This is a genomic window from Bacteroides xylanisolvens, from assembly GCF_018289135.1.
GTDB classification, from domain to species: Bacteria; Bacteroidota; Bacteroidia; order Bacteroidales; family Bacteroidaceae; genus Bacteroides; species Bacteroides xylanisolvens.
Genome location: NZ_CP072216.1, coordinates 2,109,691 through 2,133,444, shown reverse-complemented (window position 1 = coordinate 2,133,444; position 23,754 = coordinate 2,109,691). Strand labels below are relative to the sequence as shown.

Annotated in this window: 19 protein-coding genes; 13 read left to right on the top strand and 6 right to left on the bottom strand. The window is 45.2% G+C overall.

The window, feature by feature from the left end:
- Window positions 1-16 precede the first annotated feature (16 nt).
- The 4 genes from INE92_RS09125 to INE92_RS09110 all read right to left on the bottom strand — a co-directional run bounded on the left by INE92_RS09125 (window position 17) and on the right by INE92_RS09110 (window position 3,730).
- On the bottom strand, window positions 17-313 hold the full coding sequence (locus INE92_RS09125; protein ID WP_004313179.1) for a winged helix-turn-helix domain-containing protein: 297 nt from the start codon (window positions 311-313) through the stop codon (window positions 17-19).
- Window positions 314-913: a hypothetical protein gene (locus tag INE92_RS09120; RefSeq protein ID WP_004313178.1), complete on the bottom strand. Its 600-nt coding sequence runs from the start codon at window positions 911-913 to the stop codon at window positions 314-316.
- Between the two features lie 231 nt (window positions 914-1,144).
- Window positions 1,145-2,635 (bottom strand): UxaA family hydrolase, encoded by a 1,491-nt coding sequence (locus INE92_RS09115; protein WP_004303833.1) that lies wholly within the window; start codon window positions 2,633-2,635, stop codon window positions 1,145-1,147.
- 30 nt (window positions 2,636-2,665) lie between these two features.
- Window positions 2,666-3,730, bottom strand: coding sequence for a LacI family DNA-binding transcriptional regulator (locus INE92_RS09110; protein WP_004303832.1), 1,065 nt, complete (start codon window positions 3,728-3,730; stop codon window positions 2,666-2,668).
- Between the two features lie 253 nt (window positions 3,731-3,983).
- Here INE92_RS09110 and INE92_RS09105 point away from each other — a divergent pair, with 253 nt between their 5' ends.
- The 12 genes from INE92_RS09105 (at window position 3,984) to INE92_RS09050 (ending at window position 18,382) form a co-directional block, all read left to right on the top strand.
- Window positions 3,984-5,009, top strand: coding sequence for a sugar kinase (locus INE92_RS09105; protein ID WP_015530936.1), 1,026 nt, complete (start codon window positions 3,984-3,986; stop codon window positions 5,007-5,009).
- 70 nt (window positions 5,010-5,079) lie between these two features.
- A complete protein-coding gene (locus tag INE92_RS09100) occupies window positions 5,080-5,748 on the top strand; it encodes a bifunctional 4-hydroxy-2-oxoglutarate aldolase/2-dehydro-3-deoxy-phosphogluconate aldolase (RefSeq protein ID WP_004300153.1) in 669 nt (222 codons plus the stop codon).
- A gap of 276 nt (window positions 5,749-6,024) precedes the next feature.
- Window positions 6,025-6,924, top strand: a complete 900-nt coding sequence (locus tag INE92_RS09095; RefSeq protein WP_015530937.1) for a cation diffusion facilitator family transporter — start codon at window positions 6,025-6,027, stop codon at window positions 6,922-6,924.
- Window positions 6,925-6,972: 48 nt separating this feature from the next.
- A complete protein-coding gene (locus INE92_RS09090; protein WP_009040471.1) occupies window positions 6,973-8,571 on the top strand; it encodes an aspartate:alanine exchanger family transporter in 1,599 nt (532 codons plus the stop codon).
- A 71-nt stretch (window positions 8,572-8,642) separates the two neighbouring features.
- Window positions 8,643-8,999, top strand: a complete 357-nt coding sequence (locus INE92_RS09085) for a hypothetical protein (protein WP_032851504.1) — start codon at window positions 8,643-8,645, stop codon at window positions 8,997-8,999.
- An 85-nt stretch (window positions 9,000-9,084) separates the two neighbouring features.
- On the top strand, window positions 9,085-11,412 hold the full coding sequence (locus INE92_RS09080; RefSeq protein ID WP_015530938.1) for a TonB-dependent receptor: 2,328 nt from the start codon (window positions 9,085-9,087) through the stop codon (window positions 11,410-11,412).
- A gap of 125 nt (window positions 11,413-11,537) precedes the next feature.
- A complete protein-coding gene (locus INE92_RS09075) occupies window positions 11,538-11,879 on the top strand; it encodes a hypothetical protein (protein ID WP_008770610.1) in 342 nt (113 codons plus the stop codon).
- Window positions 11,880-11,988: 109 nt separating this feature from the next.
- The gene (locus INE92_RS09070; protein ID WP_008022917.1) at window positions 11,989-14,328 is read left to right on the top strand and encodes a TonB-dependent receptor; all 2,340 of its coding nucleotides are present in this window, start codon (window positions 11,989-11,991) and stop codon (window positions 14,326-14,328) included.
- Between the two features lie 104 nt (window positions 14,329-14,432).
- Window positions 14,433-15,626 (top strand): AraC family transcriptional regulator, encoded by a 1,194-nt coding sequence (locus INE92_RS09065; RefSeq protein WP_015530940.1) that lies wholly within the window; start codon window positions 14,433-14,435, stop codon window positions 15,624-15,626.
- Window positions 15,627-15,844: 218 nt separating this feature from the next.
- A complete protein-coding gene (locus INE92_RS09060) occupies window positions 15,845-17,041 on the top strand; it encodes an Ig-like domain-containing protein (protein ID WP_128859457.1) in 1,197 nt (398 codons plus the stop codon).
- Between the two features lie 60 nt (window positions 17,042-17,101).
- Window positions 17,102-17,917, top strand: a complete 816-nt coding sequence (locus INE92_RS09055; protein WP_004312541.1) for a DNA-binding domain-containing protein — start codon at window positions 17,102-17,104, stop codon at window positions 17,915-17,917.
- A gap of 120 nt (window positions 17,918-18,037) precedes the next feature.
- Complete coding sequence (locus tag INE92_RS09050; RefSeq protein ID WP_004312540.1) at window positions 18,038-18,382, top strand: hypothetical protein; 345 nt, start codon at window positions 18,038-18,040, stop codon at window positions 18,380-18,382.
- 280 nt (window positions 18,383-18,662) lie between these two features.
- Here the strand turns inward: INE92_RS09050 and INE92_RS09045 are convergent, their stop codons facing one another.
- Entirely contained in the window at window positions 18,663-20,228 is a 1,566-nt protein-coding gene (locus tag INE92_RS09045; RefSeq protein WP_008640655.1) for an ATP-binding protein, read from the bottom strand.
- A gap of 89 nt (window positions 20,229-20,317) precedes the next feature.
- Window positions 20,318-21,232 carry a cation diffusion facilitator family transporter gene (locus INE92_RS09040; protein WP_008022898.1) on the bottom strand — a complete coding sequence of 305 codons (915 nt, stop codon included), beginning with the start codon at window positions 21,230-21,232 and terminating at the stop codon, window positions 20,318-20,320.
- Window positions 21,233-21,420: 188 nt separating this feature from the next.
- On the opposite strand from INE92_RS09040, the gene INE92_RS09035 reads away from it, so the two are divergent.
- Complete coding sequence (locus INE92_RS09035; protein ID WP_087323350.1) at window positions 21,421-23,742, top strand: family 20 glycosylhydrolase; 2,322 nt, start codon at window positions 21,421-21,423, stop codon at window positions 23,740-23,742.
- Window positions 23,743-23,754 lie beyond the last annotated feature (12 nt).

The window sequence follows — 23,754 nt, the reverse complement described above, 5'->3', positions numbered from 1 at the left end:
TGTTTTGATGAATTATTTATTTTGATTTTAGAAATTTCTCTAAGGCTTCAATATGCGATTTGAAAGCTTCTCTGCCTTGCGGGGTTGCCTGAAAAACAGTCCGTGGTTTTCGTCCGACAAAACTTTTGTTGCATACGATATATCCCAGTTCTTCCAGGGCACGGGTATGGCTGGCAAGATTGCCGTCGGTCAGAGAGAGCTGCTCTTTCAGAAAATTGAAATCAGCTTCCTCATTTACCATCAGAATAGCCATGATGCCCAGTCGGACCTTGCTTTCGAATGCTTTATTAATATATTGGAATGCTTCTATCATTTATGATCTCTTTCTTTCGTAGTGTAAATAGAACAATATACCATAGAGGATATGGAAACCGCCGAAACCGATGGTCCAAAACAATAATGAATGACCTTCCCAAAAACAGTCTACGACGCCCAAACAGATGAAAGCATAACCTAACCATATGATGCTGGAATAAGTAAACTTGGAAACGTTGACCAGTGCCAGCCCATAAAATAGAAGCATGACCGAAGCCAGGATGTCATAATACTCGTGCATAAGGATGGAAATACATAAAACACCTCCGGTCAGCATCGGAAGAGAGAAATTCCACAATGCCCGGTAAGTGAGGCGGCTGAAAAATTTTTGCCCTGTCTTCTTGGATTTGTAATAGGACAGGATGCAAGCAGTGACCGCAGCAGCTACCAATACGAGCGAGGCTATTATAGCCATCAATTCAAGGGCAACAATTAAATGAGTGCCCGGTGTAATAACTTGTGTGGCGATATATGCGCCAACTAATGCGTAAATGCCCGCCATGATTGCAGCGAGACCACTTAGAGAGATAAACTTTGAGGACTTTTCCATCAACTCTTTTATCTCATTTACCGATTCTAATGCTTTATCTTTATTCATATAAAAAGTACTTTGTGCTGCAAAGTAAAATAAAAGATTTCAGATGAACAAACTTTTTGCTTGAATATTTTGATAATAAAGAGTTCAATGGTATGATGAGGCTTTGATATGGTATTATACAAAAAAGAATTGCTGTCCCGTTCAACTTCTTGTTGAGTAGGGGATAGCAATTCTATGGTGTTAACGATATGTCTTTTAACTTCGTATAAGTTACTGTATCAAAAAAATAATTTACAAGGTTACGCCTGTTTTAAAGATAGCAATTTCGCGATAGCCTTTCTTTTCGTTGTTTACGAATTCACCGCTTGCTACTTTGATAATATAATCAATGAAACGTTCGCAAGTCTTTTCCATCGGTTCGTTTTCTACAATCACACCAGCGTTGAAGTCAATCCATCCCGGTTTGTTTTTAGCCAGCGTCGAGTTGGTGGAAATCTTCATGGTTGGAACAAAAGTACCGAAAGGAGTACCACGTCCGGTGGTGAAAAGTACCATGTGACATCCGCTTGCAGCAAGGGTGGTGGCTGCAACCAGATCATTGCCCGGAGCAGAAAGCAGATTAAGACCTTTTTTCTGTAAACGTTCGCCGTAAGGCATCACGCCGGATACATAGCTCTTTCCGCACTTCTGGGTACATCCCAGTGCTTTTTCTTCCAGGGTGGAGATACCGCCGGCTTTGTTTCCCGGAGAAGGATTTTCACCGACAGGCTCTCCGTGTGACAGGAAGTATTCTTTGAAGTCATTAATCAGATGGACGGTCTGTTCAAACAGTTCCTCGTTTTTGCAACGGTTCATTAGGATGGTTTCTGCACCGAACATTTCCGGTACTTCGGTCAATACGCTTGTACCTCCCTGTGCAATCAGGAAATCGGAGAACATACCCAATAGCGGGTTTGCTGTAATGCCGGAGAAACCATCGGAACCACCGCATTTCAATCCCACACGCAGTTCGGACAAAGGAACATCGGTGCGTTCGTCTTTAGAAGCCTTTGCATATAAATCACGCAGGATTTCCATTCCTTCTTCATACTCGTCACCTACCTTTTGAGTAACCATGAACTTCACGCGGTCTTCATCAAACTCGCCCAGAAACTCACGGAACACGTCCGGCTGGTTATTTTCGCATCCCAAGCCTACTACCAATACAGCGCCTGCATTGGGGTGAAGCACCATGTCACGAAGAATCTTTTTCGTATTTTCGTGGTCGTCACCAAGTTGTGAGCAACCGTAGTTGTGTGGGAAAGCGACAATGGCATCCACTCCCTTACCTTCGGTTTCGCGACGCAGTCCTTCAGCCAGTTGACCGATGATACCGTTTACGCAACCTACTGTCGGGATAATCCATATTTCGTTTCTTACCCCTACATCACCGTTTTTGCGACGATAACCTTTGAATGTAAGATCTTTATGAGGAATATCCAAAGAAACCTGAATCGGGTTGTAAGTGTAATCCAACAATCCGGCGAGGTTGGTTTTGATGTTCGTTTCGTTCATCCAGTCACCCTGTTTCTTTGCCATTCGTGCATGTCCGATAGGATAACCGTACTTGATTACATTTTCGCCTTCAGCAAAATTCTTCAATGCGAATTTATGTCCGGCAGGAATGTCTTCGTTCAATGTAATTTCAATGCCATCTACAGAAAGATGCTCTCCTGCCGGGAGGTTAACAATGGCAACGGCAACGTTGTCGGCAGGATTAATTCTTAAATACTTTGTTTCCATGTAATGTACTTGTAAAGTTGTACTTTGTTGTTATTTGCTATGGTAATAGTCTATTGTTTCTACCGTTAACAAGTCGATGGGCATATAGTTGATGCAGGTCACTTCTTTCTTGAAAATAAGGTGATCGCAAAGAGCTTTGATGCCATTGGCGCCTTGCAGTTCCGGTTGCTGGGCAATGAGGAAAGAGATGCTTCCTTCTTTCAGGCAGGTGACATTCCGTTCCAGAAGGTCATAACCTATCAGATTGAAATCTTTCTTTCCGCGACTTTGCAGGTATTCGCCGACGATATAGGCTTTAGAGTTGAATGTGATTCCGTTCTTCACTGTCGGGTAGGTACGGAAGAATTCATCCAGCATCTCATTGTCTTCGTCGTTGCGTTCGGCATGCAAGTCGAGCTCCAGTATAGTACAAGACGGATGATGTTCTTTCATGTACTGCCTGAAACCGATTTCTCTGTTCTCTTGCTGGTTAGAACCCACAATTCCTTCATGTATTTTGCGGAAAATAACGATTTCCTTTTCATCCCGTGCCAGTAACATCATCATTCTGGCAGCAAAATATCCGCTTTGGCGTGAGTTCTGACCGAAGAAGGCAAGAGGAGGAACGTCTTTGATATTGGAGTCTATATATATATAAGGTATATCCAATGCCTGCAACTGATCGGTGAAACCTTTCGTATATTGCGGAGCGGTAGGAGCTACCATCACTCCGTCCGGCTGTAAAGCCAGAATGGCTTCGCTGGCATTCTCGAATGAATGGTAGTCGTACGGATCGTAATAGTTGATTTTCACCGAAGTATTGAAATCCGAATAAGTGGCAATGGCTTCGTGGATACCGGTTTCTACCGCTGTCCAGTATTCGCCTTCCAGATGCTCCGGCAGCAGACAGATAAACGTATACTTCTTATTAGAAGCCAAAGCGCTGGCGTACATGTTGGGCTGGTAGTCAAGCTGCTTCAGAATTTCTTCTACGCGTTTCTTGCTGGCTTCCGACACTCCGCTACGTCCATGAATAACGCGGTCTACTGTTCCCACTGATACATCTGCCAGACGGGCGATGTCTTTGATTCTGATCCTTTCGGGCAATTTATTCATACGATAACCTTTATTTATATAGGTTTTTGTGCTCGCACACAATAATAATCTTAATATTTTCGATACAAATATATAACAATTTTTGTAATTACGAAAATTGTTGTATCTTTGTGCCCGCACACGAAAGGTATGTGGTGTTAGTCTTTTTATAGATTAATAGTCATGTTATCAGTGTATTAACCCCTAAAATAGGGCTGGAATGATAAATTGAAAGTTCATAATATTAATAACTTAGAATTTAAAACATAAGATTATGGGAAAGAAAGTCGTTACATTAGGCGAAATCATGCTTAGATTATCAACTCCGGGTAATACTCGTTTTGTTCAATCTGACTCTTTTGATGTAGTATATGGTGGTGGAGAAGCTAACGTTGCAGTGAGCTGTGCCAACTACGGACATGACGCCTATTTCGTAACTAAATTACCGAAACACGAAATTGGACAGTCTGCTGTTAACGCATTGCGTAAATATGGCGTAAAGACAGACTTTATTGCCCGTGGTGGCGACCGTGTAGGTATCTACTACTTGGAAACAGGTGCTTCTATGCGTCCTAGCAAAGTTATTTATGACCGTGCTCATTCTGCAATTGCTGAAGCTGACGCTACTGATTTCGACTTTGATGCTATCATGGAAGGTGCTGACTGGTTCCACTGGTCTGGTATCACTCCGGCTATTTCTGACAAGGCTGCCGAGTTGACTCGTCTGGCTTGTGAAGCTGCAAAACGTCACGGCGTAACTGTTTCTGTTGACTTGAACTTCCGTAAGAAACTGTGGACGAAAGAAAAAGCACAGTCTATCATGAAACCGTTGATGCAGTTTGTAGACGTATGTATCGGTAACGAAGAAGATGCAGAACTTTGCTTGGGCTTCAAACCGGATGCTGACGTTGAGGCTGGCCACACAGATGCTGAAGGCTATAAGGGTATCTTCCAGCAAATGATGAAAGAATTCGGATTCAAATATGTAGTTTCTACTTTGCGTGAATCTTTCTCTGCTACTCACAACGGTTGGAAAGCTATGATCTACAACGGAGAAGAATTCTATACTTCAAAACGTTATGATATCGATCCGATTATCGACCGTGTAGGTGGTGGTGACTCTTTCTCTGGCGGTATCATCCATGGTTTGATGACTAAACCTAATCAGGGTGCTGCTCTTGAATTCGCTGTTGCTGCATCTGCATTGAAACATACTATCAATGGTGACTTCAACCTTGTTTCTATAGAAGAAGTAGAAGCATTGGCTGGTGGTGACGCAAGCGGTCGCGTACAGAGGTAAATAAGTTGAGAGTTGAGAATGGAGAGTTGAGAGTTTGAAAAAAACAATTCATTTAAAATAAGAAATTAAGATGGCAAAATTCGATAAAATAGCCGTATTGAATAAGATCGGCTCTACAGGAATGGTTCCTGTATTCTATCACAAAGATGCAGAAGTTGCAAAGAAAGTAGTAAAGGCTTGTTATGACGGTGGTGTTCGTGCTTTTGAATTCACAAACCGTGGTGACTTCGCACAGGAAGTATTTGCTGAAATCGTTAAGTTCGCAGCAAAAGAATGTCCTGAAATGGCAATCGGTATCGGTTCTATCGTTGATCCGGCTACTGCTGCTATGTACTTGCAGCTGGGTGCTAACTTCGTAGTAGGTCCGTTGTTTAATCCTGAAATTGCTAAGGTATGTAACCGTCGTTCGGTAGCTTATACTCCGGGATGCGGTTCTGTATCAGAAGTAGGTTTTGCGCAGGAAGTAGGTTGCGATCTTTGCAAAGTATTCCCGGGTGATGTTTACGGAACTAACTTCGTGAAAGGCTTGATGGCTCCGATGCCATGGTCTAAGCTGATGGTGACAGGTGGGGTAGAACCTACTAAAGAAAACCTGACTGCATGGATCAAAGCTGGTGTATTCTGCGTAGGTATGGGCTCTAAATTGTTCCCGAAAGATAAAGTGGCAGCAGAAGACTGGGCTTATGTAACTGCAAAATGTGAAGAAGCTCTCGGTTATATTGCCGAAGCTCGTAAATAAGATTAGAGAGCGAAAGCTGTCTATAATAAAAAGAGGTTGATGCGACAGCCTCTTTAAAATATGCCTCGAGGGTTAGTTAGTTTAGTTAGTATATGAGGCATATTTTCATTTTGTTTAAAGGTGTTTAAAGGGGATAAGCCATCGGGATGATTCATTCATTTCGGTGGCTTGTTTTTTCTGGAGGGGAGCCGTTACTATTGCCGAAAGTGGAATGGGGATGAACCAATCTCCCAATAAGATGTTTTTTAGGTAGTAGATGTAATAACAATATATAATATGGAATCTCATCATCACGAACATAATCATCAGTTGACATCGCTCAATAAGGCTTTTATTATAGGCATCACTCTGAATATTGCTTTTGTTATCGTAGAATTCGGAGTAGGGTTTTATTATAATTCTCTGGGATTGCTTTCTGATGCCGGGCATAACTTGGGTGATGTAGCCAGTCTGGTGCTTGCTATGTTGGCTTTCCGGTTGCAGAAAGTTCATCCCAATAGCCGTTACACGTATGGATATAAGAAGAGTACGATTCTTGTCTCTTTATTAAATGCAGTTATATTATTGGTTGCCGTGGGCATTATTATTGCCGAGAGTGTAGATAAATTCTTCCACCCGGTTTCCGTAGATGGTTCTGCCATCGCATGGACAGCCGGGGTGGGAGTGGTCATCAACGCACTGACTGCCTGGCTCTTTATGAAAGATAAAGATAAGGATCTGAATGTGAAAGGAGCTTATCTGCACATGGCAGCAGATGCATTGGTGTCTGTCGGTGTAGTTGTTTCCGGCATTATTATCACCTATACAGGATGGAGTATTATTGACCCGATTATCGGACTTGGCATTGCTGTTATCATTATTGTCTCTACTTGGGGATTGCTTCACGATAGCCTTCGGTTGTCGTTGGATGGAGTACCGGTGGAGATAGACGCTCAAAAGATACAGCAACTTATCATGGAACAACCCGGCGTGGAGAATTGCCATCACCTGCATATCTGGGCGTTAAGCACAACGGAAACCGCTTTGACTGCCCATATTGTTATTGACAATATCACACAGTTGGAAGAAGTGAAACAGCATATAAAGGAAGCACTTGAAGAGGCAGGTATTCATCATGCCACTTTGGAGTTTGAAGACGAAAGGACTACTTGCTGCAAGGAATGTTGTGAGGATTAAATAAAATCCGTACCTTCGCGCCCTTAAACTAACTAACCTTTATTTTTTATGTTTACTGACTTATTGCATTCCTCTTATTTTTCCCTTTTCCTGATTGTCGCATTGGGATTTATGCTGGGAAGAATTAAAATTAAGGGGTTATCTCTCGATGTGTCGGCAGTTATTTTCATTGCCCTTCTTTTCGGGCATTTTGGTGTTATCATTCCTAAAGAATTAGGAAATTTCGGCTTGGTGCTCTTCATTTTTACCATCGGTATTCAGGCAGGGCCCGGATTCTTCGATTCTTTCCGTAGCAAAGGAAAGACGCTTATTCTCATCACTATGCTTATTATTTGTTCCGCCTGTCTTACTGCAGTCGGACTGAAATATGCATTTGATATCGATACACCGAGTGTTGTCGGTCTGATTGCCGGAGCGCTGACTAGTACGCCGGGTTTGGCTGTTGCCATCGACAGTACCAATTCTCCTCTGGCATCCATTGCTTACGGTATCGCATATCCGTTTGGAGTGATCGGCGTGATTCTGTTTGTCAAGCTGTTGCCTAAAATCATGCGGGTGGATTTAGATAAAGAAGCCCGTCGCCTGGAGATAGAACGTCGCGGACAATTCCCGGAATTGACTACTTGTATTTATCGCGTCACTAATGCGAATGTGTTCGATCGCAGCTTGGTGCAAATTAATGCGCGTGGTATGACAGGTGCTGTCATTTCACGTCTGAAACACAATGATGAAATATCCATTCCTACCGCCCATACGGTGTTGCATGAAGGAGACTACATACAAGCCGTAGGCAGCGAAGAGTCACTGGATCAACTGGCTGTGTTGGTAGGCAATAGAGAAGAAGGTGAACTGCCTTTGGATAAAACACAGGAAATAGAGTCTTTGTTGTTGACTAAAAAAGACATGATAAACAAACAACTGGGTGATTTGAACTTACAGAAAAACTTTGGTTGTACAGTGACTCGTGTTCGTCGAAGCGGTATTGATTTATCTCCGTCTCCCGATCTAGCCTTGAAGTTTGGTGATAAACTGATGGTAGTCGGTGAGAAAGAGGGACTTAAAGGAGTAGCCCGCCTGTTGGGAAATAATGCGAAGAAACTATCTGATACGGACTTTTTCCCCATTGCAATGGGTATTGTATTGGGCGTGTTATTCGGCAAAATAAATATCTCTTTCTCTGATAGCCTGTCATTCTCACCGGGACTGACCGGGGGAGTTTTGATGGTAGCTCTTGTGTTGAGTGCGATAGGTAAGACAGGACCCATTATCTGGTCTATGTCCGGACCTGCCAATCAGTTGTTGCGCCAGTTAGGTCTGCTTCTTTTCCTTGCCGAAGTGGGAACTTCTGCCGGTAAGAATCTGGTAGCTACCTTCCAGGAAAGCGGATTATTGATGTTCGGAGTAGGAGCCGCCATCACATTGGTGCCAATGCTTGTTGCAGCCATTGTCGGACATTTCGTATTTAAAATCAGTCTGCTCGATTTGCTGGGAACTATTACAGGAGGGATGACAAGTACTCCGGGACTCGCTGCTGCCGACTCGATGGTGGATAGCAATATTCCGAGCGTAGCTTACGCAACTGTTTATCCGATTGCCATGGTATTCTTAATTCTGTTTATTCAAGTAATAGCCTCGGCTGTATATTAACAGAATTTCATATAATAATTGATTGTTAAATAAATAGTTCGTATCTTTGCCGCCTCAAAGAAAAAAATGAGGTGAAACGATTGTTATTGAATATTACACGCTACTTCTTGCCGATACTGTTTGTATCGTATCTGGTAAGCTTTACATTCTTTGCCCACGTGCATGTGGTCAATGGCGTGACAATCGTCCATTCACACCCGTTTAAGAAAGGGGCGGCACATGAACATTCTACAGTCGAACTACAGCTGATTCATTGTCTGTCTCACTTAACGGCAGACGGTGCGGCTGTTGTTTTTGCTCTTTCCCTTTTTATTCCTTTCTTATTATGCTTGTTGCCCGGACGTTCGCAACACACTCACTATCACTGTCCGTATCATGGGGTAGTGGGACTTAGGGCACCCCCGGTTATTCGTTTCTCTATTCTTTAAATGATGATACCGTACCTTGCATGAGGTACGGGCATTATCTGTCTATCCATGTAAATACTTATCGAAAACGAATAACAAACGAAAAATGAAGAATTACATCTTTTCGCTTGTCTGCTTGTGCTGCACATTGTTGCCTGCCCTCGAAGGACAAGCTCATGAATATCCTAATCATCCCGAATTACGTAAGTCAGATGCCAATATCGTTGGCCATATTCTTGATAAAAATACAAAAGAGCATTTACCCTATATTACAGTCGCCTTGAAAGGTACGACCATCGGAACTGTGACCGATGCTACCGGGCATTATTTTTTGAAGAATCTTCCCGAAGGTAATTTTGTGCTGGAGGTCAGTTCGGTGGGATATAAAACCGTCAGACGGAATGTGACGCTGAAGAAAGGGCGTACATTGGAAGAAGATTTCGAGATAGAAGAAGATGCGGTTGCTTTGGATGGCGTAGTCGTATCTGCCAATCGTAATGAAACCACCCGCCGTCTGGCTCCGACACTGGTGAATGTAGTAGATTTGAAAATCTTTGAGAATACCAATTCTACGACTTTGGCGCAAGGCTTGAGCTTTCAGCCGGGTGTTCGTGTAGAGTCCAATTGTCAGAATTGCGGTTTCCAGCAAGTGCGTATCAATGGACTGGATGGCCCTTATACGCAAATCCTGCTCGATTCCCGTCCCATTTTTAGTGCGCTTTCCGGTGTGTATGGTATCGAACAGATTCCTGCCAGCATGATAGAACATGTGGAAGTGATGCGTGGAGGCGGCTCGGCACTGTTCGGCTCATCTGCCATTGCCGGTACAATCAATATCATCACCAAAGAACCGATGCGCAACTCTGGTATGTTATCTCATACGATTACGGGAATTGGCGATGGCGACGTTTTCGACAACAGTACGGCATTGAATGCGTCTCTCGTGACGGACGACCAGCGTGCAGGTCTGTATATCTTCGGTCAGAACCGCCACCGTTCTGCGTATGACCATGACGGCGACGGATATTCCGAAATACCCAAATTGCACGGTCAGACAATTGGTTTCCGTTCGTTCCTGAAAACAACGACTTATTCGAAACTTACTTTTGAATATCACCACATGGAAGAATTCCGCAGGGGAGGAGACTTATTGAACCGCCCGCCTCATGAAGCGAATGTGGCGGAGCAGACCGAACACTCAATCAATGGCGGAGGACTGAAGTTCGATTATTTCTCCCCTAACGAGAACCATCGTTTCAATGTGTTTGCATCTGCACAGCATATCAATCGCGACAGCTATTATGGTCCAGGTGACAGAGACCCTTTGGATGCTTACGGAAACACCACTGACTTGAACTGGATGGCAGGCTCACAGTATGTCTACAGCTTCGGCAAATGCATCTTCATGCCTTCCGACCTGACTGCCGGAATAGAGTTCAATCAGGACAAACTGGAAGATAACATGTGGGGATACAACCGCACGGTAGACCAGAAAGTGAATATCGGTAGTGCTTTCCTTCAGAACGAATGGAAAAATGATCATTGGGGATTCCTGATTGGCGGCCGTTTGGATAAGCATAATCTGATTGACCATGTGATATTCAGTCCGCGTGCCAACTTGCGTTATAATCCGACAGAAAACATCAATCTTCGTTTTAGTTACTCATCCGGCTTCCGTGCTCCGCAGGCTTTCGACGAAGATTTGCATGTGGAAAATGTAGGCGGTAATGTAGCGATGGTTGAACTGGCGGATAATCTGAAAGAAGAAAGATCACAGAGCTTGAGTGCTTCGGCAGATATTTATCATCGCTTTGGTGCGTTTCAGGTTAACTTCCTGGTAGAAGGATTCTATACAAAGTTGTCGGATGTTTTTGCCCTTACCGACGGAGAGGTAGTGGATGGAATTCTGACACGTACCCGTCACAATGCATCAGGAGCGCAAGTTCTGGGATTGACACTGGAAGGAAAGATGGCTTACCTGAATAAAATCCAAGTTCAGGCGGGAGTCACTCTGCAACAGAGCCATTACAGCAAACCGCACATCTGGAACAAAGAAGCTCCGGCGGTGAAGAAAATGATGCGTACGCCAAATACTTACGGCTATTTTACAGCAACCTACACCCCGATAAAACCGTTATCTATCGCTCTTTCCGGTACCTATACCGGTTCGATGCTGGTTCCCCACGAGCCGGTTCCGGGATTCCTTGAAAATCCGATAACGGTGAATACCAAAGACTTTTTCGATATCGGTTTGAAAGCTGCTTATGACTTCAAACTTTACAAGTCGATGAACCTCCAGTTGAATGCCGGCATACAGAATATTTTCAATGCCTATCAGGACGACTTCGATAAAGGAGCTGACCGTGACTCCGGCTATATCTATGGTCCGTCACTTCCGAGAAGCTTCTTTGCCGGGGTGAAGATCAGTTATTAAGATTCGGTTAAGATTTAAAATCGTTATAAATAGGGATTGTTTTGCATGGAGACAATCCTTATCTTTGCAAAAAAACAAACTAAACCCTGACTTTACTGCACAGAATAGATGTGCAAGATTACCGGATGAAACAATTGTACCTACATATAATGAAGTGGTTTTTGCCTGTACTGTTTATCTCGTACATGGCAGGAATCACTTTATTTACTCACTCCCATGTAGTAAACGGGGTAACGATTGTCCATTCGCATCCATTTAAAAAAGGCAGTGAACATAGCCATACGACGGTTGAATTCCAACTCATTCACCTGTTGAATCATGTATTGGTGACAGACAGCGGATTAATACCTACATTCGCGGTCGCTGCTTTATCTCTATTATGTATCCTGTTTATCCGCCCGCAAGTTGAGCCATATCACCGTTCTTGTCCGGGCGTCATATCTCTTAGAGCACCTCCTGTCGCTTAGTCTATCTTTTCGGGAACAGTATTCATCAGTTAGGAACAACGATTAATGATCGCTGCTTCCCTTTCCCTTATTATTATTTTTGATTTTAAACATTAAAAGACTAACGACAATGAAGAAATATCTTTTAGTCCTGGCCGGCCTGTATTGTGTCCTGTCATACGCATTGGCTGAACATCCGGACTACCCTGAACTGAAAAAATCCGATGCGAACATCATAGGCCATGTACTGGATAAGAAAACGAAAGAGCACCTTCCTTACATCACCATTGCACTGAAAGGAACAACGATAGGAACCGTGACCGACGCTACCGGACATTATTTTTTGAAGAATTTGCCGGAAGGTAACTTTATACTGGAGGTTAGCTCGGTCGGCTACAAGACCGTGACCCGCAACGTGACTCTGAAAAAAGGAAAGACACTGGAAGAGGATTTTGAAATAGAAGAGGACGCGATTGCTTTGGATGGGGTAGTGGTTTCCGCCAACCGCAGTGAAACGACGCGCCGTTTGGCTCCTACTTTGGTAAATGTCGTCGATCTGAAGCTATTTGAAACGACTAACTCTTCCACTTTATCGCAAGGGCTGAACTTTCAGCCCGGTGTACGTGTAGAGACAAACTGCCAGAATTGTGGTTTCCAGCAAGTCCGCATCAATGGACTGGACGGACCGTATACGCAGATTTTGATAGATTCCCGTCCCGTATTCAGTGCCCTTTCCGGAGTGTATGGCCTGGAACAGATTCCCGCCAGCATGATTGAACGCGTAGAAGTGATGCGTGGGGGAGGTTCCGCCTTGTTCGGCTCTTCGGCCATTGCAGGAACCATCAATATAATCACCAAAGAGCCTTTGCGCAATTCCGGCCAGCTGTCGCACACCCTTACTGCTTTAGGGGGCGGCTCCTCATTCGATAACAATACCTCCCTGAATGCTTCATTAGTGACGGACGATCATCGTGCCGGACTGTATATCTTTGGTCAGAACCGTCACCGGTCCGGATATGATTATGACGGAGACGGATTCACCGAACTACCTAAATTGAAGAATCAGACAGTGGGCTTCCGCTCTTATCTGAAAACAAGCACTTACTCCAAACTAACCTTCGAATATCACCACATGCAGGAATTCCGTCGGGGAGGGGATATGTTGGACCGTCCTCCTCACGAAGCCCATATTGCAGAGCAGTTGCAACATTCGATTGATGGTGGAAGTTTGAAGTTCGATTATTTCTCGCCAGATGAAAAGAACCGTCTAAGTATCTTTGCGTCAGCCGCCAATACAGATCGGGACAGTTATTACGGACCGGGTAACGATCCTCTGAAAGCCTATGGAAAAACAACGGATTTAACCGCTATGGGCGGCGCGCAGTATGTACATACGTTTGATAAGTGTTTTTTTATGCCTTCTGACCTCACGGCAGGACTTGAATATAACCGTGATCGTCTGAAAGATAATATGTGGGGATATGACCGCCACACGGATCAGACGGTAAATATTTACAGTGCTTTTCTGCAGAACGAGTGGAAGAACGACCGTTGGGGCATTCTGATCGGTGGTCGTCTGGATAAGCATAACATGGTAGATAATGTCATCTTTAGCCCCCGTGCCAACTTGCGTTTCAACCCGACACAGAATATAAACCTGCGTTTGAGCTATTCATCCGGATTCCGTGCTCCGCAGGCTTTTGATGAAGATATGCATATTGAAAATGTGGGCGGAACAGTGGCAATGATTGAGCGTGCGAAGAACTTGAAAGAAGAGAAATCCCAAAGTTTCAGTGCGTCCGCAGATATGTATCACCGTTTCGGAGTATTCCAGACGAATTTCTTGATCGAGGGCTTTTATACAAGACTGACAGATGTCTTCGTGTTGGGCGAACCTTATGACCGTGGCGATGGGATATTGGTAAAACCACGCAGTAACGGTCCCGGCGCGAAAGTGATGGGGCTAACGCTGGAGGGCAAAGTGGCTTATCTTTCCATCCTGCAAATACAAGCGGGACTCACTTTGCAACGCAGCCGATACGATGAACCTCATAAATGGCATGACGACGCACCGGCAGAAAAGAAAATTTTCCGTACTCCCGATACATATGGTTACTTCACAGCTACTTATACTCCCATCAAACCTTTATCCATTGCCCTGTCAGGAACTTATACCGGGAGAATGTTAGTGCAACGCATGGATATCACCGCCGAGAACGCCGAACTGGGCGCAATGCCCGAACGAAAGGCGGAAGCCATCCGTACACCCCGTTTCTTCGATTTGGGAGTGAAACTGGCTTATGACTTCAAGCTATACAAAACAGTCGATTTGCAACTAAACGGCGGAGTTCAGAACCTCTTTGAGTCTTATCAGAAGGACTTTGATAGAGGAGCTAATCGGGATTCCGGCTATATTTACGGGCCTTCTCTGCCGAGAAGTTTCTTTGCCGGAGTGAAGATTAGCTATTAGGTTGTTTCTATACGATTTTGCAGACTTGTCGAGTTTTACAGGGTGTAACTAGTCGGTTTCTCGTCAAGATTCATTAACTTTGTCGGGAAAATAAATGCTAAGCAATGGATATACCGGCTTTACACACACTAACAAACGGCATTATTATCGGAATATGTCTGTCTATATCTTTCGGTCTTGTCTGCTTCAAGCAGATGGCGCACGCCATTAATCCCAAATACAGGCGTGCATGCCATTTCTTCATCGCTGCTTCTCTCATTATCGCTGCCGGTCATTTGGCGGAGTTGCTGGTTGACGGGTTCGGCGTATACCGGTCGTTGGACTTATTCTCAATATTGGTGTTGGTGCTTGCTTCTTCGCAGGCGTTGATGTTCACGTTTATGTTGATATTGCTGTTCGACAGCAGATACGTCACTTTTGCCAATGTGATGAAGCATGCGGCGCCTTCGCTCGTTTTCATTCTGCTGTATGTGGTGAGTTGCTGCATTGAAGCGGACGTCTGTGTATATTCTTTAGCAGAATGGCGTGCGTGTGTCGTTCACAATCTCCCGTTGGCAGTGCGGACCTTGTTCGGTGTCACCTATACCGTACAACTGTTCGTTTACGTCCGCCTCTTTTTCCGTAAAAAACACCGCTACATCACGCATTTAAAAGAATTGACCGGAGAGTGTATCTCAAAACTGGAACTCCGGTGGACGATGCGCGCTTTCCTTTATGCGTTGAGTATCGGCATTGGCGCATGGGTTTTACTTGTCTGTCCGGGACCGATACCCGAGTTTAGTTTCAGTTTCCTTATCGTGGTTTTCTATCCTGCTTTTGCATGGCTGTACACTAACTATCATTACACTTACGAGATGCTACGCCGTTTTATCGTCGAACAGGATGGAAAACTGTCCCAACCACCGCTCGAAGCCGATATGGGCGACCTCATCTGTTACCTGCAATCCGGCGATAGCAACCACTTGTTTGAAGAGCTCGAAGCCTATCTGCAGAAAGAACAACCGTACCTCGACTACAACTTCAAGCGTGACGACCTGATTAAAGCTCTTGGCACAAACGAGCGTAATCTCTCCGCCGCTGTGGGGCGTGCCACAGGACTGACCTTGCAAAATTATCTTCTCCGCCTGCGCATCCGTCATGCCATGGACTTGCTCCTGCTTCCGGACTACGCGAACCACACAATTGAAGACATTGCCGGAGCGTCGGGCTTCAAGGCAATGCGCACCTTCAACCGCAATTTCCGCGAATTGGTAAAAATGACTCCTACCGAGTTCCGCCGACAAAAGTCTGTACCTTAAAGGAGAAGGCGATACTCTTTTATCATCAAATGCTGTTGTTTCCATCAATGCATAGGTAGAAGTTTCTCCGAACAATGGAATTTCCGGCAATCCTGCAAGATTTGCAGGATTTTGGCTATACAATGCAGGATTTTGGCTATACCTTTTCGTTGTTGCATATTACTTTTGTCCGAAAAGAGAACACGATTTATTCACCCTTTTAGAAAGACAAAAGAAGTATGAAACAACTAAGAATCTTTTTCCTCTGCCTTATGGCAGCAACGTTGGCAACCGCCTGTGGCGACGACAACAATGACGACAACTCTGTGCCCGTAGAGAGCATCACCCTCAATCATGAGACTCTGACCCTGAAATCGGGAGCGACCGAAACGCTGGTTCCCACCATTGTCCCCGACCGGGTGACTGCCGAATCCGTAGTATGGAGCAGTGACAAAACTTCCGTAGCCACCGTAAGTAAAGACGGACTGGTGACCGCCGTAGCTGAAGGAACAGCTACCATCACCGCCACCGCACGCGAAAAGTCCGCCACCTGCCTTGTGACGGTCAGCAACAAGACGCTTGTCACTACCGCAGCCGAACTGAAAACCGCTATTGAAACGGCAGACGGCACTGCGGATGCACCAACACAAATCATCCTCGGTAAAGGCTTTGAGGTTGCTGCGGATGCAGAGCATTTTGCCTTTTCAATAGACGGCAAACACATTGCTATCGACGGCGGAAATAATCCTATCAGCGGCGATAATTATAATATTTCCCGTACCGCTAGCGACAAAAGCCTTTTTGAGCTTACAAACGGCGCGTCATTGAAGCTGACCAACCTCAACATTTATGGAAATGCTGCTGCCCATTCAGCTGATGTCGCCTGCATATTTGTTAGGGCGTCTTGCAAACTAACGCTGGGTAACGGCTTCGAACTATATTCCGGCGATGGGTTTGTTGATGACCAGCTAATTGGTATCTCTGTCGGTGATAATGCCACGCTCATTATGGAAGGCGATGCTGAAATCTCCAAAAGCATAAAGGGGCAGGAAGTGCTTGTTGCCCCTACAGGAATACTGCAACTGAAAGGCGGAAAAATAAAAGCAAGGGAGGAGGGAACGTATGAGAGTGAACGGAGCCTCTGTCTGCAAGCTGCGATTAATGGCAATCAAGTGACCATCCCCACCGTTACGGTTGAAAACGAACTTCCGGCGGATTCTGATTTTAAATTAGATCTATATGATTACGTGTTGAGTAGTTCCACTGTCCGGCCAGGAGCCGAAACCGTTGTTAAGGGAACCGACAGCTACACCTTGACTGACAGTGATCTTATGAAGTTCCATCTGATGACTAATACTACTGGGGGCATGACATATTATGACAGTTATTTCGAACTTTATCTGGACGGTAATGCTATCAAGATACGTGCGAAATGACAAGCAGCACAGAACGTAACTAATAAATAGATATTCACTTTCCTTAAAACAATCATTATCATGGCAACAAACGAAAAAATCACGCTCAATGTTGACCTTTACGACAACATCATGACCGAACAAAAAGGCGACTACACCGGACGCGCACGCATCACAGGCAGTCTGCACAACAAAGAAATCGCAGCACGCATCATCAAGGAGCGTACCGAGTACCGGCAGGAAACCATCGAGAACATCCTCGACCTTGCCGACCAGAAGAAGGTGGAAGCCATCGCCGAAGGGAAGAGCGTGGTAGACGGTGTGGGACAGTACATTGTCACCGTACGCGGTTCGTTCCTCGGGGAGAACGCCCAGTTTGACGCCACGAAGCACTCGCTCGGTGTGTCCTACACACCGGGACAACTGCTGCGCGACCAGCTCAAAGCCGTAAAAGTAATCTGCAACGGGCTGGCACAGACGGGGCCGGTCATCAACTCCATCACCGACTCCGTGACGAAGAGTATCAGCCAGGTCATCACTTCCGGCGGTCCTGCCGTTATCAGCGGAAGCAACATTAAAATCCTCGGTGACGACCCTTCGGTCGGCATCTATCTCACCAAAGACGAAGAGGGAGCCGTCCCGTTGAAAGTGTCCGTCATCGTTCACAACGCACCGTCACAACTCACCATCATGCTACCTGCCATAGAAGCCGGAAAGCTCTATGCGCTAAGCATCACGACACAATATAGCGGAAGCAACAAGGCATTGAAAACGCCACGCTCTTACCGTTTCCCGATTCTGCTGGGTGACGAAAACGCGGGTGGCGGCGGTGGCGGCGGCGAAGCGCCCGACCCTGAAATCCCCGGAGGAGGTGAAGCCCCCGACCCGGCTGCATAAAGAAGCAGGTCACGAATGAGGACGGACAGTCCGGCTGCAGACAGCGCATCCGCCCTCATGGCAAACAAAAAAGGCGGCAGCCTTTCATAATTTACCCTTTTAAAGAAAACAGAAAGACGCATGAAACAACTAAGAATCTTTTTCCTCTGCCTTGTGGCAGCAACGTTGGTAACCGCCTGCGGCGGCGACGACAAAGACAACTCTACACCGGTAGAGAAAATCACCCTTGACAAGGACAAACTGACGTTTGTGGCTCAATGGAAGATGCGGCCATCCCATTTTCCCGAAGGTGGATTCACGGTGGTGAAAGGAGACGGATACACCTTAACCCAACTCGATCTTGAGAAAATCACCTCATTGGAAATGGACGTCACCGGTAGTTCTGTAACCTCTGAAAACTGCGAACTGGTACTGGATACAGCCGAAAATGCCATCAAGCTGCGTATCAAAGCAACAGCCTATTGAATACGTAAAACCGGAACGGCGGAAAGGGATGTGTGCCGCAGTAGGCTGGGGAGACGTGCCGCAGCAGGCTAGGGAAGCATGCCACAGCAGGCAAGGGGAGCATGCCACAACAAGTTAGGGAAACGCACCACAGCAAGCTGTGGCAATACACCCTAATTTCCCGGCTACGACAGCACAGAACACGCAAAAAGGCAGCAGTTACTCACAGACGAGAGCAACTGCTGCCTTTTTCATGTGTCACATCATATCCTTGTCTACTTCAAGCAAGTGGCGTACGCTGTTAATCCGTTTCGATTTTCCAGTCTCCAATCGTTCTCGTGGTACTGTCGAAGTTGATGCCGACCTTCACCACTTTCCGGTGGTCTGCCTCATAAGGAATCGCATACCCTTTGCTGTTAATCTGCGCTAAAGCCTCTTCTGCGGTGCCGTTCATTTTAAATTCAAGTATATAAATAGCATCCTGCATTTTGATAACCACGTCCGCCCGTCCGACAGCGCTTTTGACTTCGGTATCCACATATTGTCCCATCAAGCGGAACAGAAGATAGAATATAGTTTGATAATGTTTTTCCTCTTTGTTGTTTAGGTCGTTCGGAATAGAGGCGAAGAAAGACCGGGTGCGTTCAAGGCAAGATTCAAGGTTTCCTTTCATTAAATCACGCACAAAGGACACTACATAAAAGTTGCTTTCGCGCGTAGGTTGGTAAAGATAAGAAGGGATGAGCGACTCGATAAAGCCGATTCTTACTTCCTCGTTCGGGTAGCCTAATGTATAGGTACGAAAGAAAGCATCGTACGACTTGATTGTGAGATAACCGCTTTGGTAGAGCACCGGAATTGGGTCGGTGAGACAATCCGTAGCCTTGTCGAAGTCTTCCGGCTTGGCGTCCATACGGTCGAGCAGACGGATATCAAAGTTCATTTGTTGCAGGAGTTCTATCAGAAAGGTAGGGGTACCGGTAGAAAACCAGTAGTTCTCATAACTCTTTTGGGCAAAAGCATTAATCAGGCTGAAAGGATTGTACACATCCACACAGGATTTACTGAAATGATATCCGTCATATTGCTTCTTCAAGTGGGCACACGCCTCTTCATACGTTTCATCGTTGGCTTGTGCCATCTGTTCGACATCAATTTTCATCTGTGTCAGCAGTTCCTGTTCGGTGATACCGCAGATAGTGCTGTAATTATCGCTCATGCTGACGTTCTGAAGATTGTTAAGTTCGCTGAATATGCTCATCTGGCTGAATTTGCTGATGCCCGTCAGGAAGAGGAAGCGAAGATATTTACCTGACTTTTTTAAGGGGCTGAAGAAGTCGCGCATGATACCACGAATCTCATGCTGCAACTCATGGTTATTGTTACTGTCCAGCATCGGGGCGTCATATTCGTCCACTAATACGACAACCTGCTGCCCGGTTTGCTCATAAGCGCGGCGGATGATACCTTCCAGACGTAAACTAAATGTGTCTTCGCCTTCCTGACGTCCGTAGACGTTTTCCCAAAGTAACAGCTGAACATTGATAGATGCGCGAAGTGACTCTGCTTCCATATATTTACTGCCGCTAAAGTCGATATGTAGCACCGGATACACTGTCCAGTCTTTCTCTAACTGCTCCATGTCCAGTCCGTTGAAAAGTTCTTTCTTTCCCAGAAAATAGGCTTCGAGCGTAGAGACAAGCAGACTTTTCCCGAAACGACGGGGACGACTCAGGAAATAAATCTTATTTGTATTGACGAGTTGATAAATCAGTGCAGTCTTATCAACATATATGTAATCATTATTGCGCAAATCTTCAAAATCCTGTATCCCGATAGGATAGCGCCTGAATGTTCCTTCTTCCATATCAAATTTTTATTAAAATGTGAACGATGAATGCAAAGTTAAGAAAAAGAAGCGGAATAGCTTTCTTTGTTGCCGAAGATTTTCACGTGTCACACCATATCCTTGTCTACCCCGAATTTCTCATCCGTCTGACACTCCCCGGCAGGTTCCACATGCACCAGAATATCATAGACATTATCTATCGAGCTTTCAATACTTTTCTCCACCGCCCCGGCAATCTCATGCGCTTGTGTAATCGTTATCTGCGGATTCACCTCTATATCGAGCGTAATTATATACCGGTTTCCTATCATTCTCGACCTGACCCGGTGCGGATTACTTGCTCCCGGCACTTTCTCGACAGCTTCGAATATCTTATTATACACATTGACATCCTTCACGCCATCCATAAGCTCCACATTCGAGTCGAGAAAAATACCAATGGACGACTTGATGATAAAGAGGCTGATTATCAATCCCGTTATCGAATCGAGTATCGGCAATTTGAATATAAAAGTAAAAATCAACCCTAATAAAACTCCGGCCGAGATGACAACATCATTACGCATATTTATCGCATTCGCCGTCAGCATGGAACTGTCTATTTTCTTTCCCTGTTTGTACTGGTACGAAGCCAGCATCAGTTTGCCGACAATAGAGAATATAGTCACATAGATAGCGATAGCCGATGGTATCTCTTTCACTTCATCTGAAAAGATGCTTTGAATGGAAGATATCAGCATTTGCATACCGGCATAAAATATCACCAGTGACAGAATCTTTGTCGCGATGCCTTCCGCTTTCTCATAACCAAATACATATTTCTTTGAAGGAGGACGGTTGATGAGGCGTGCCGTAAAAATCATAACGATAGAGATAACGACGTCGGTTGCCGAGTCGATACCGTCGCCCACTACCGCCAAACTACCGGCCCATAAACCGATGATGATTTTTGATGCGGACAGGATTGCATTGCCAATGGTGCTAATCCATGAGGTTTTGATTAAGATGTTCTCTCTTGACATTGAAGTGACTCTTTATAATTAATTGTTTGATTGCGATTGGCTAGCAAAGATAAACATTTATAGGAGTCTGTGACGTCAAGTCGCAAAAAAACTTTTTCCGGGTTTTTAGTAGTTTCTATGTTTTAGTTGTATTATATATAGATGGTCAATTAAAGACAGGACAAATCATTTATTAAATAGTTAACCGCATGTTCAAAAAACTAAGTAGTTCTTTACTCATTGTATCAGCTTGTGTTTTTTCTTCTTGTACGCCCACCGTCAAGCAAGAGATTGCAATCCTACCTACCCCCGTTAGTCTGACCGAGCAGTCGGGCTCGTTTGTTTTAAAAGACGGAATGAAGATTGGAGTTTCCGATCAGTCGTTGTTTCCGGCAGTCGGGTATTTGCAGGAGATTCTCCGCAATGTCATATCGTCTTCTGTGGAGGTTACTACAGATAAGAATCAGGTAGATATGTATTTTCAGTTGAAAGATACCGGTGGCAAGCCCGGTTCTTATAAACTTCAGTCTACGCCGGAATATATCCGGGTAGAGGCTAATGACTATTCGGGTATCATTTCTGCGATTACTACTATTCGCCAGCTGCTTCCTGCAGCGATAGAAGTGCAGGGAGAGAAACAAACTTATTCAATCCCTGTCGTGCAAATAGAAGACGCACCTCGTTTTGAATGGCGTGGATTTATGCTGGATGCTTCCCGTCATTTCTGGAATAAAGATGAGGTAAAGCATGTATTGGATCTGATGTCTTTGTATAAACTCAATAAATTCCACTGGCATTTGTCTGACGATCAGGGCTGGCGTATAGAGATTGAGAAATACCCGCTGCTTACCGAAAAAGGAGCTTGGCGTAAGTTTAATAAGCACGACCGTACCTGCATGGCACGTGCGAAAGAGGAAGATAATACCGATTTCCTGATTCCGGAAGATAAGATACGCATTGTGGAAGGAGATACGCTGTATGGAGGTTATTACACTCATGATGATATCAAAGAAATAGTAGCCTATGCTACGCAAAGAGGAATTGATGTCATTCCCGAGATTGATATGCCGGGACATTTCCTCGCGGCTATCAGTCAATATCCGGAGTTGGCATGCGACGGACTAATCGGATGGGGAGAAATCTTCTCTTCTCCTATCTGTCCGGGTAAAGACGCGACGCTGGAATTCTGTCGGAATGTGTTCAAAGAAGTTTTCGAGCTTTTCCCTTATGAATATGTGCACATGGGTGGTGATGAAGTGGAAAAAGCCAACTGGAAGAAATGCCCTCTCTGTCAGAAACGTATCCGTACGGAGAAGCTGGGTTCGGTAGAAGAACTTCAGGCATGGTTTGTACGTGACATGGAGAAATTCTTCCTCGCCAACGGAAAGAGACTCATCGGCTGGGATGAAGTGGTAGCCGACGGATTATCTTCCGATGCTGCTATTACATGGTGGAGAAGTTGGGCGAAAGACGCGTTGCCTACGGCGACCGCGCAAAAGCAGAAAGTGATTGCTTGTCCGAATGAATATTTCTATTTCGATTATGCGCAGGATCAGAATTCAGTGAAGAAAATACTGGCATACGATCCGTGTTCGGATGATAGATTATCACCCGAACAGAAGAAATATATTTGGGGTGTACAGGCTAATCTCTGGTCTGAATGGATTCCGACAATGAAGCGCATTGAATACCTGATCGTTCCCCGCATGATTGCATTGAGCGAAATAGCCTGGGTAGAACCGGCTGTTAAACCAAGCCTCGAAGAGTTTTATCGTCAGCTTGTTCCGCAGTTTAAACGGATGGATGTGATGAGGGTAAATTATCGTGTGCCTGATTTACAGGGATTCTATAAAGTGAATGCATTTATTGATGAAACAACGATTGACTTGACTTGCCCGTTGCCCGGTACTGAAATACGCTATACGACAGACGGCAGTATGCCTACCAAAGAGTCTACTCTTTATAATGGTGCTCTGGACGTGACGGAGACTACCGATTTCGCTTTCCGCACGTTCCGTCCGGACGGTTCTCCTTCGGATGTGGCACATACTAAATATGTAAAGGCTCCTTATGCGGAGGCGGTGACTGCTCCGGCTGCCTTGCAGCCCGGCTTGAAAGCTGTATGGCATGACTTCCGCGGTAATCTTTGTGCAGATATTGACGCGGCTCCGGTAAAAGGGGAATATGTGGTAGAATCGGTATCTATCCCCGAAGAGGTGAAAGGAAATATCGGCTTGGTGATGACCGGTTATCTGGAAGTTCCCGCTGATGGTATTTACACCTTTGCCCTTCTATCGGATGACGGTAGTACATTGACGCTTGACGGTGAATTGCTGGGAGATAATGACGGTGCACACTCATCGGTAGAGATTATTGTGCAGAAGGCCTTGAAAGCCGGATTGCATCCGATAGAGGTTCGTTACTTCGATTGTAACGGAGGTGTATTGCAGATGGAACTGGTGAATGAAAAAGGTGAAAAAGAAATGCTGCCGGGTGCGTGGTTGAAACATGAGGTGCACGCACGTGTGTGAAACTGGATGGGT

Bases quoted from the DNA above. Each gene is read 5' to 3' on its own strand.
- INE92_RS09125 (WP_004313179.1), bottom strand. From the start codon at position 313: ATGATAGAAGCATTCCAATATATTAATAAAGCATTCGAAAGCAAGGTC.
- INE92_RS09120 (WP_004313178.1), bottom strand. From the start codon at position 913: ATGAATAAAGATAAAGCATTAGAATCGGTAAATGAGATAAAAGAGTTG.
- INE92_RS09115 (WP_004303833.1), bottom strand. From the start codon at position 2,635: ATGGAAACAAAGTATTTAAGAATTAATCCTGCCGACAACGTTGCCGTT.
- INE92_RS09110 (WP_004303832.1), bottom strand. From the start codon at position 3,730: ATGAATAAATTGCCCGAAAGGATCAGAATCAAAGACATCGCCCGTCTG.
- INE92_RS09105 (WP_015530936.1), top strand. From the start codon at position 3,984: ATGGGAAAGAAAGTCGTTACATTAGGCGAAATCATGCTTAGATTATCA.
- INE92_RS09100 (WP_004300153.1), top strand. From the start codon at position 5,080: ATGGCAAAATTCGATAAAATAGCCGTATTGAATAAGATCGGCTCTACA.
- INE92_RS09095 (WP_015530937.1), top strand. From the start codon at position 6,025: ATGGAATCTCATCATCACGAACATAATCATCAGTTGACATCGCTCAAT.
- INE92_RS09090 (WP_009040471.1), top strand. From the start codon at position 6,973: ATGTTTACTGACTTATTGCATTCCTCTTATTTTTCCCTTTTCCTGATT.
- INE92_RS09080 (WP_015530938.1), top strand. From the start codon at position 9,085: ATGAAGAATTACATCTTTTCGCTTGTCTGCTTGTGCTGCACATTGTTG.
- INE92_RS09075 (WP_008770610.1), top strand. From the start codon at position 11,538: ATGAAACAATTGTACCTACATATAATGAAGTGGTTTTTGCCTGTACTG.
- INE92_RS09070 (WP_008022917.1), top strand. From the start codon at position 11,989: ATGAAGAAATATCTTTTAGTCCTGGCCGGCCTGTATTGTGTCCTGTCA.
- INE92_RS09065 (WP_015530940.1), top strand. From the start codon at position 14,433: ATGGATATACCGGCTTTACACACACTAACAAACGGCATTATTATCGGA.
- INE92_RS09060 (WP_128859457.1), top strand. From the start codon at position 15,845: ATGAAACAACTAAGAATCTTTTTCCTCTGCCTTATGGCAGCAACGTTG.
- INE92_RS09055 (WP_004312541.1), top strand. From the start codon at position 17,102: ATGGCAACAAACGAAAAAATCACGCTCAATGTTGACCTTTACGACAAC.
- INE92_RS09050 (WP_004312540.1), top strand. From the start codon at position 18,038: ATGAAACAACTAAGAATCTTTTTCCTCTGCCTTGTGGCAGCAACGTTG.
- INE92_RS09045 (WP_008640655.1), bottom strand. From the start codon at position 20,228: ATGGAAGAAGGAACATTCAGGCGCTATCCTATCGGGATACAGGATTTT.
- INE92_RS09040 (WP_008022898.1), bottom strand. From the start codon at position 21,232: ATGTCAAGAGAGAACATCTTAATCAAAACCTCATGGATTAGCACCATT.
- INE92_RS09035 (WP_087323350.1), top strand. From the start codon at position 21,421: ATGTTCAAAAAACTAAGTAGTTCTTTACTCATTGTATCAGCTTGTGTT.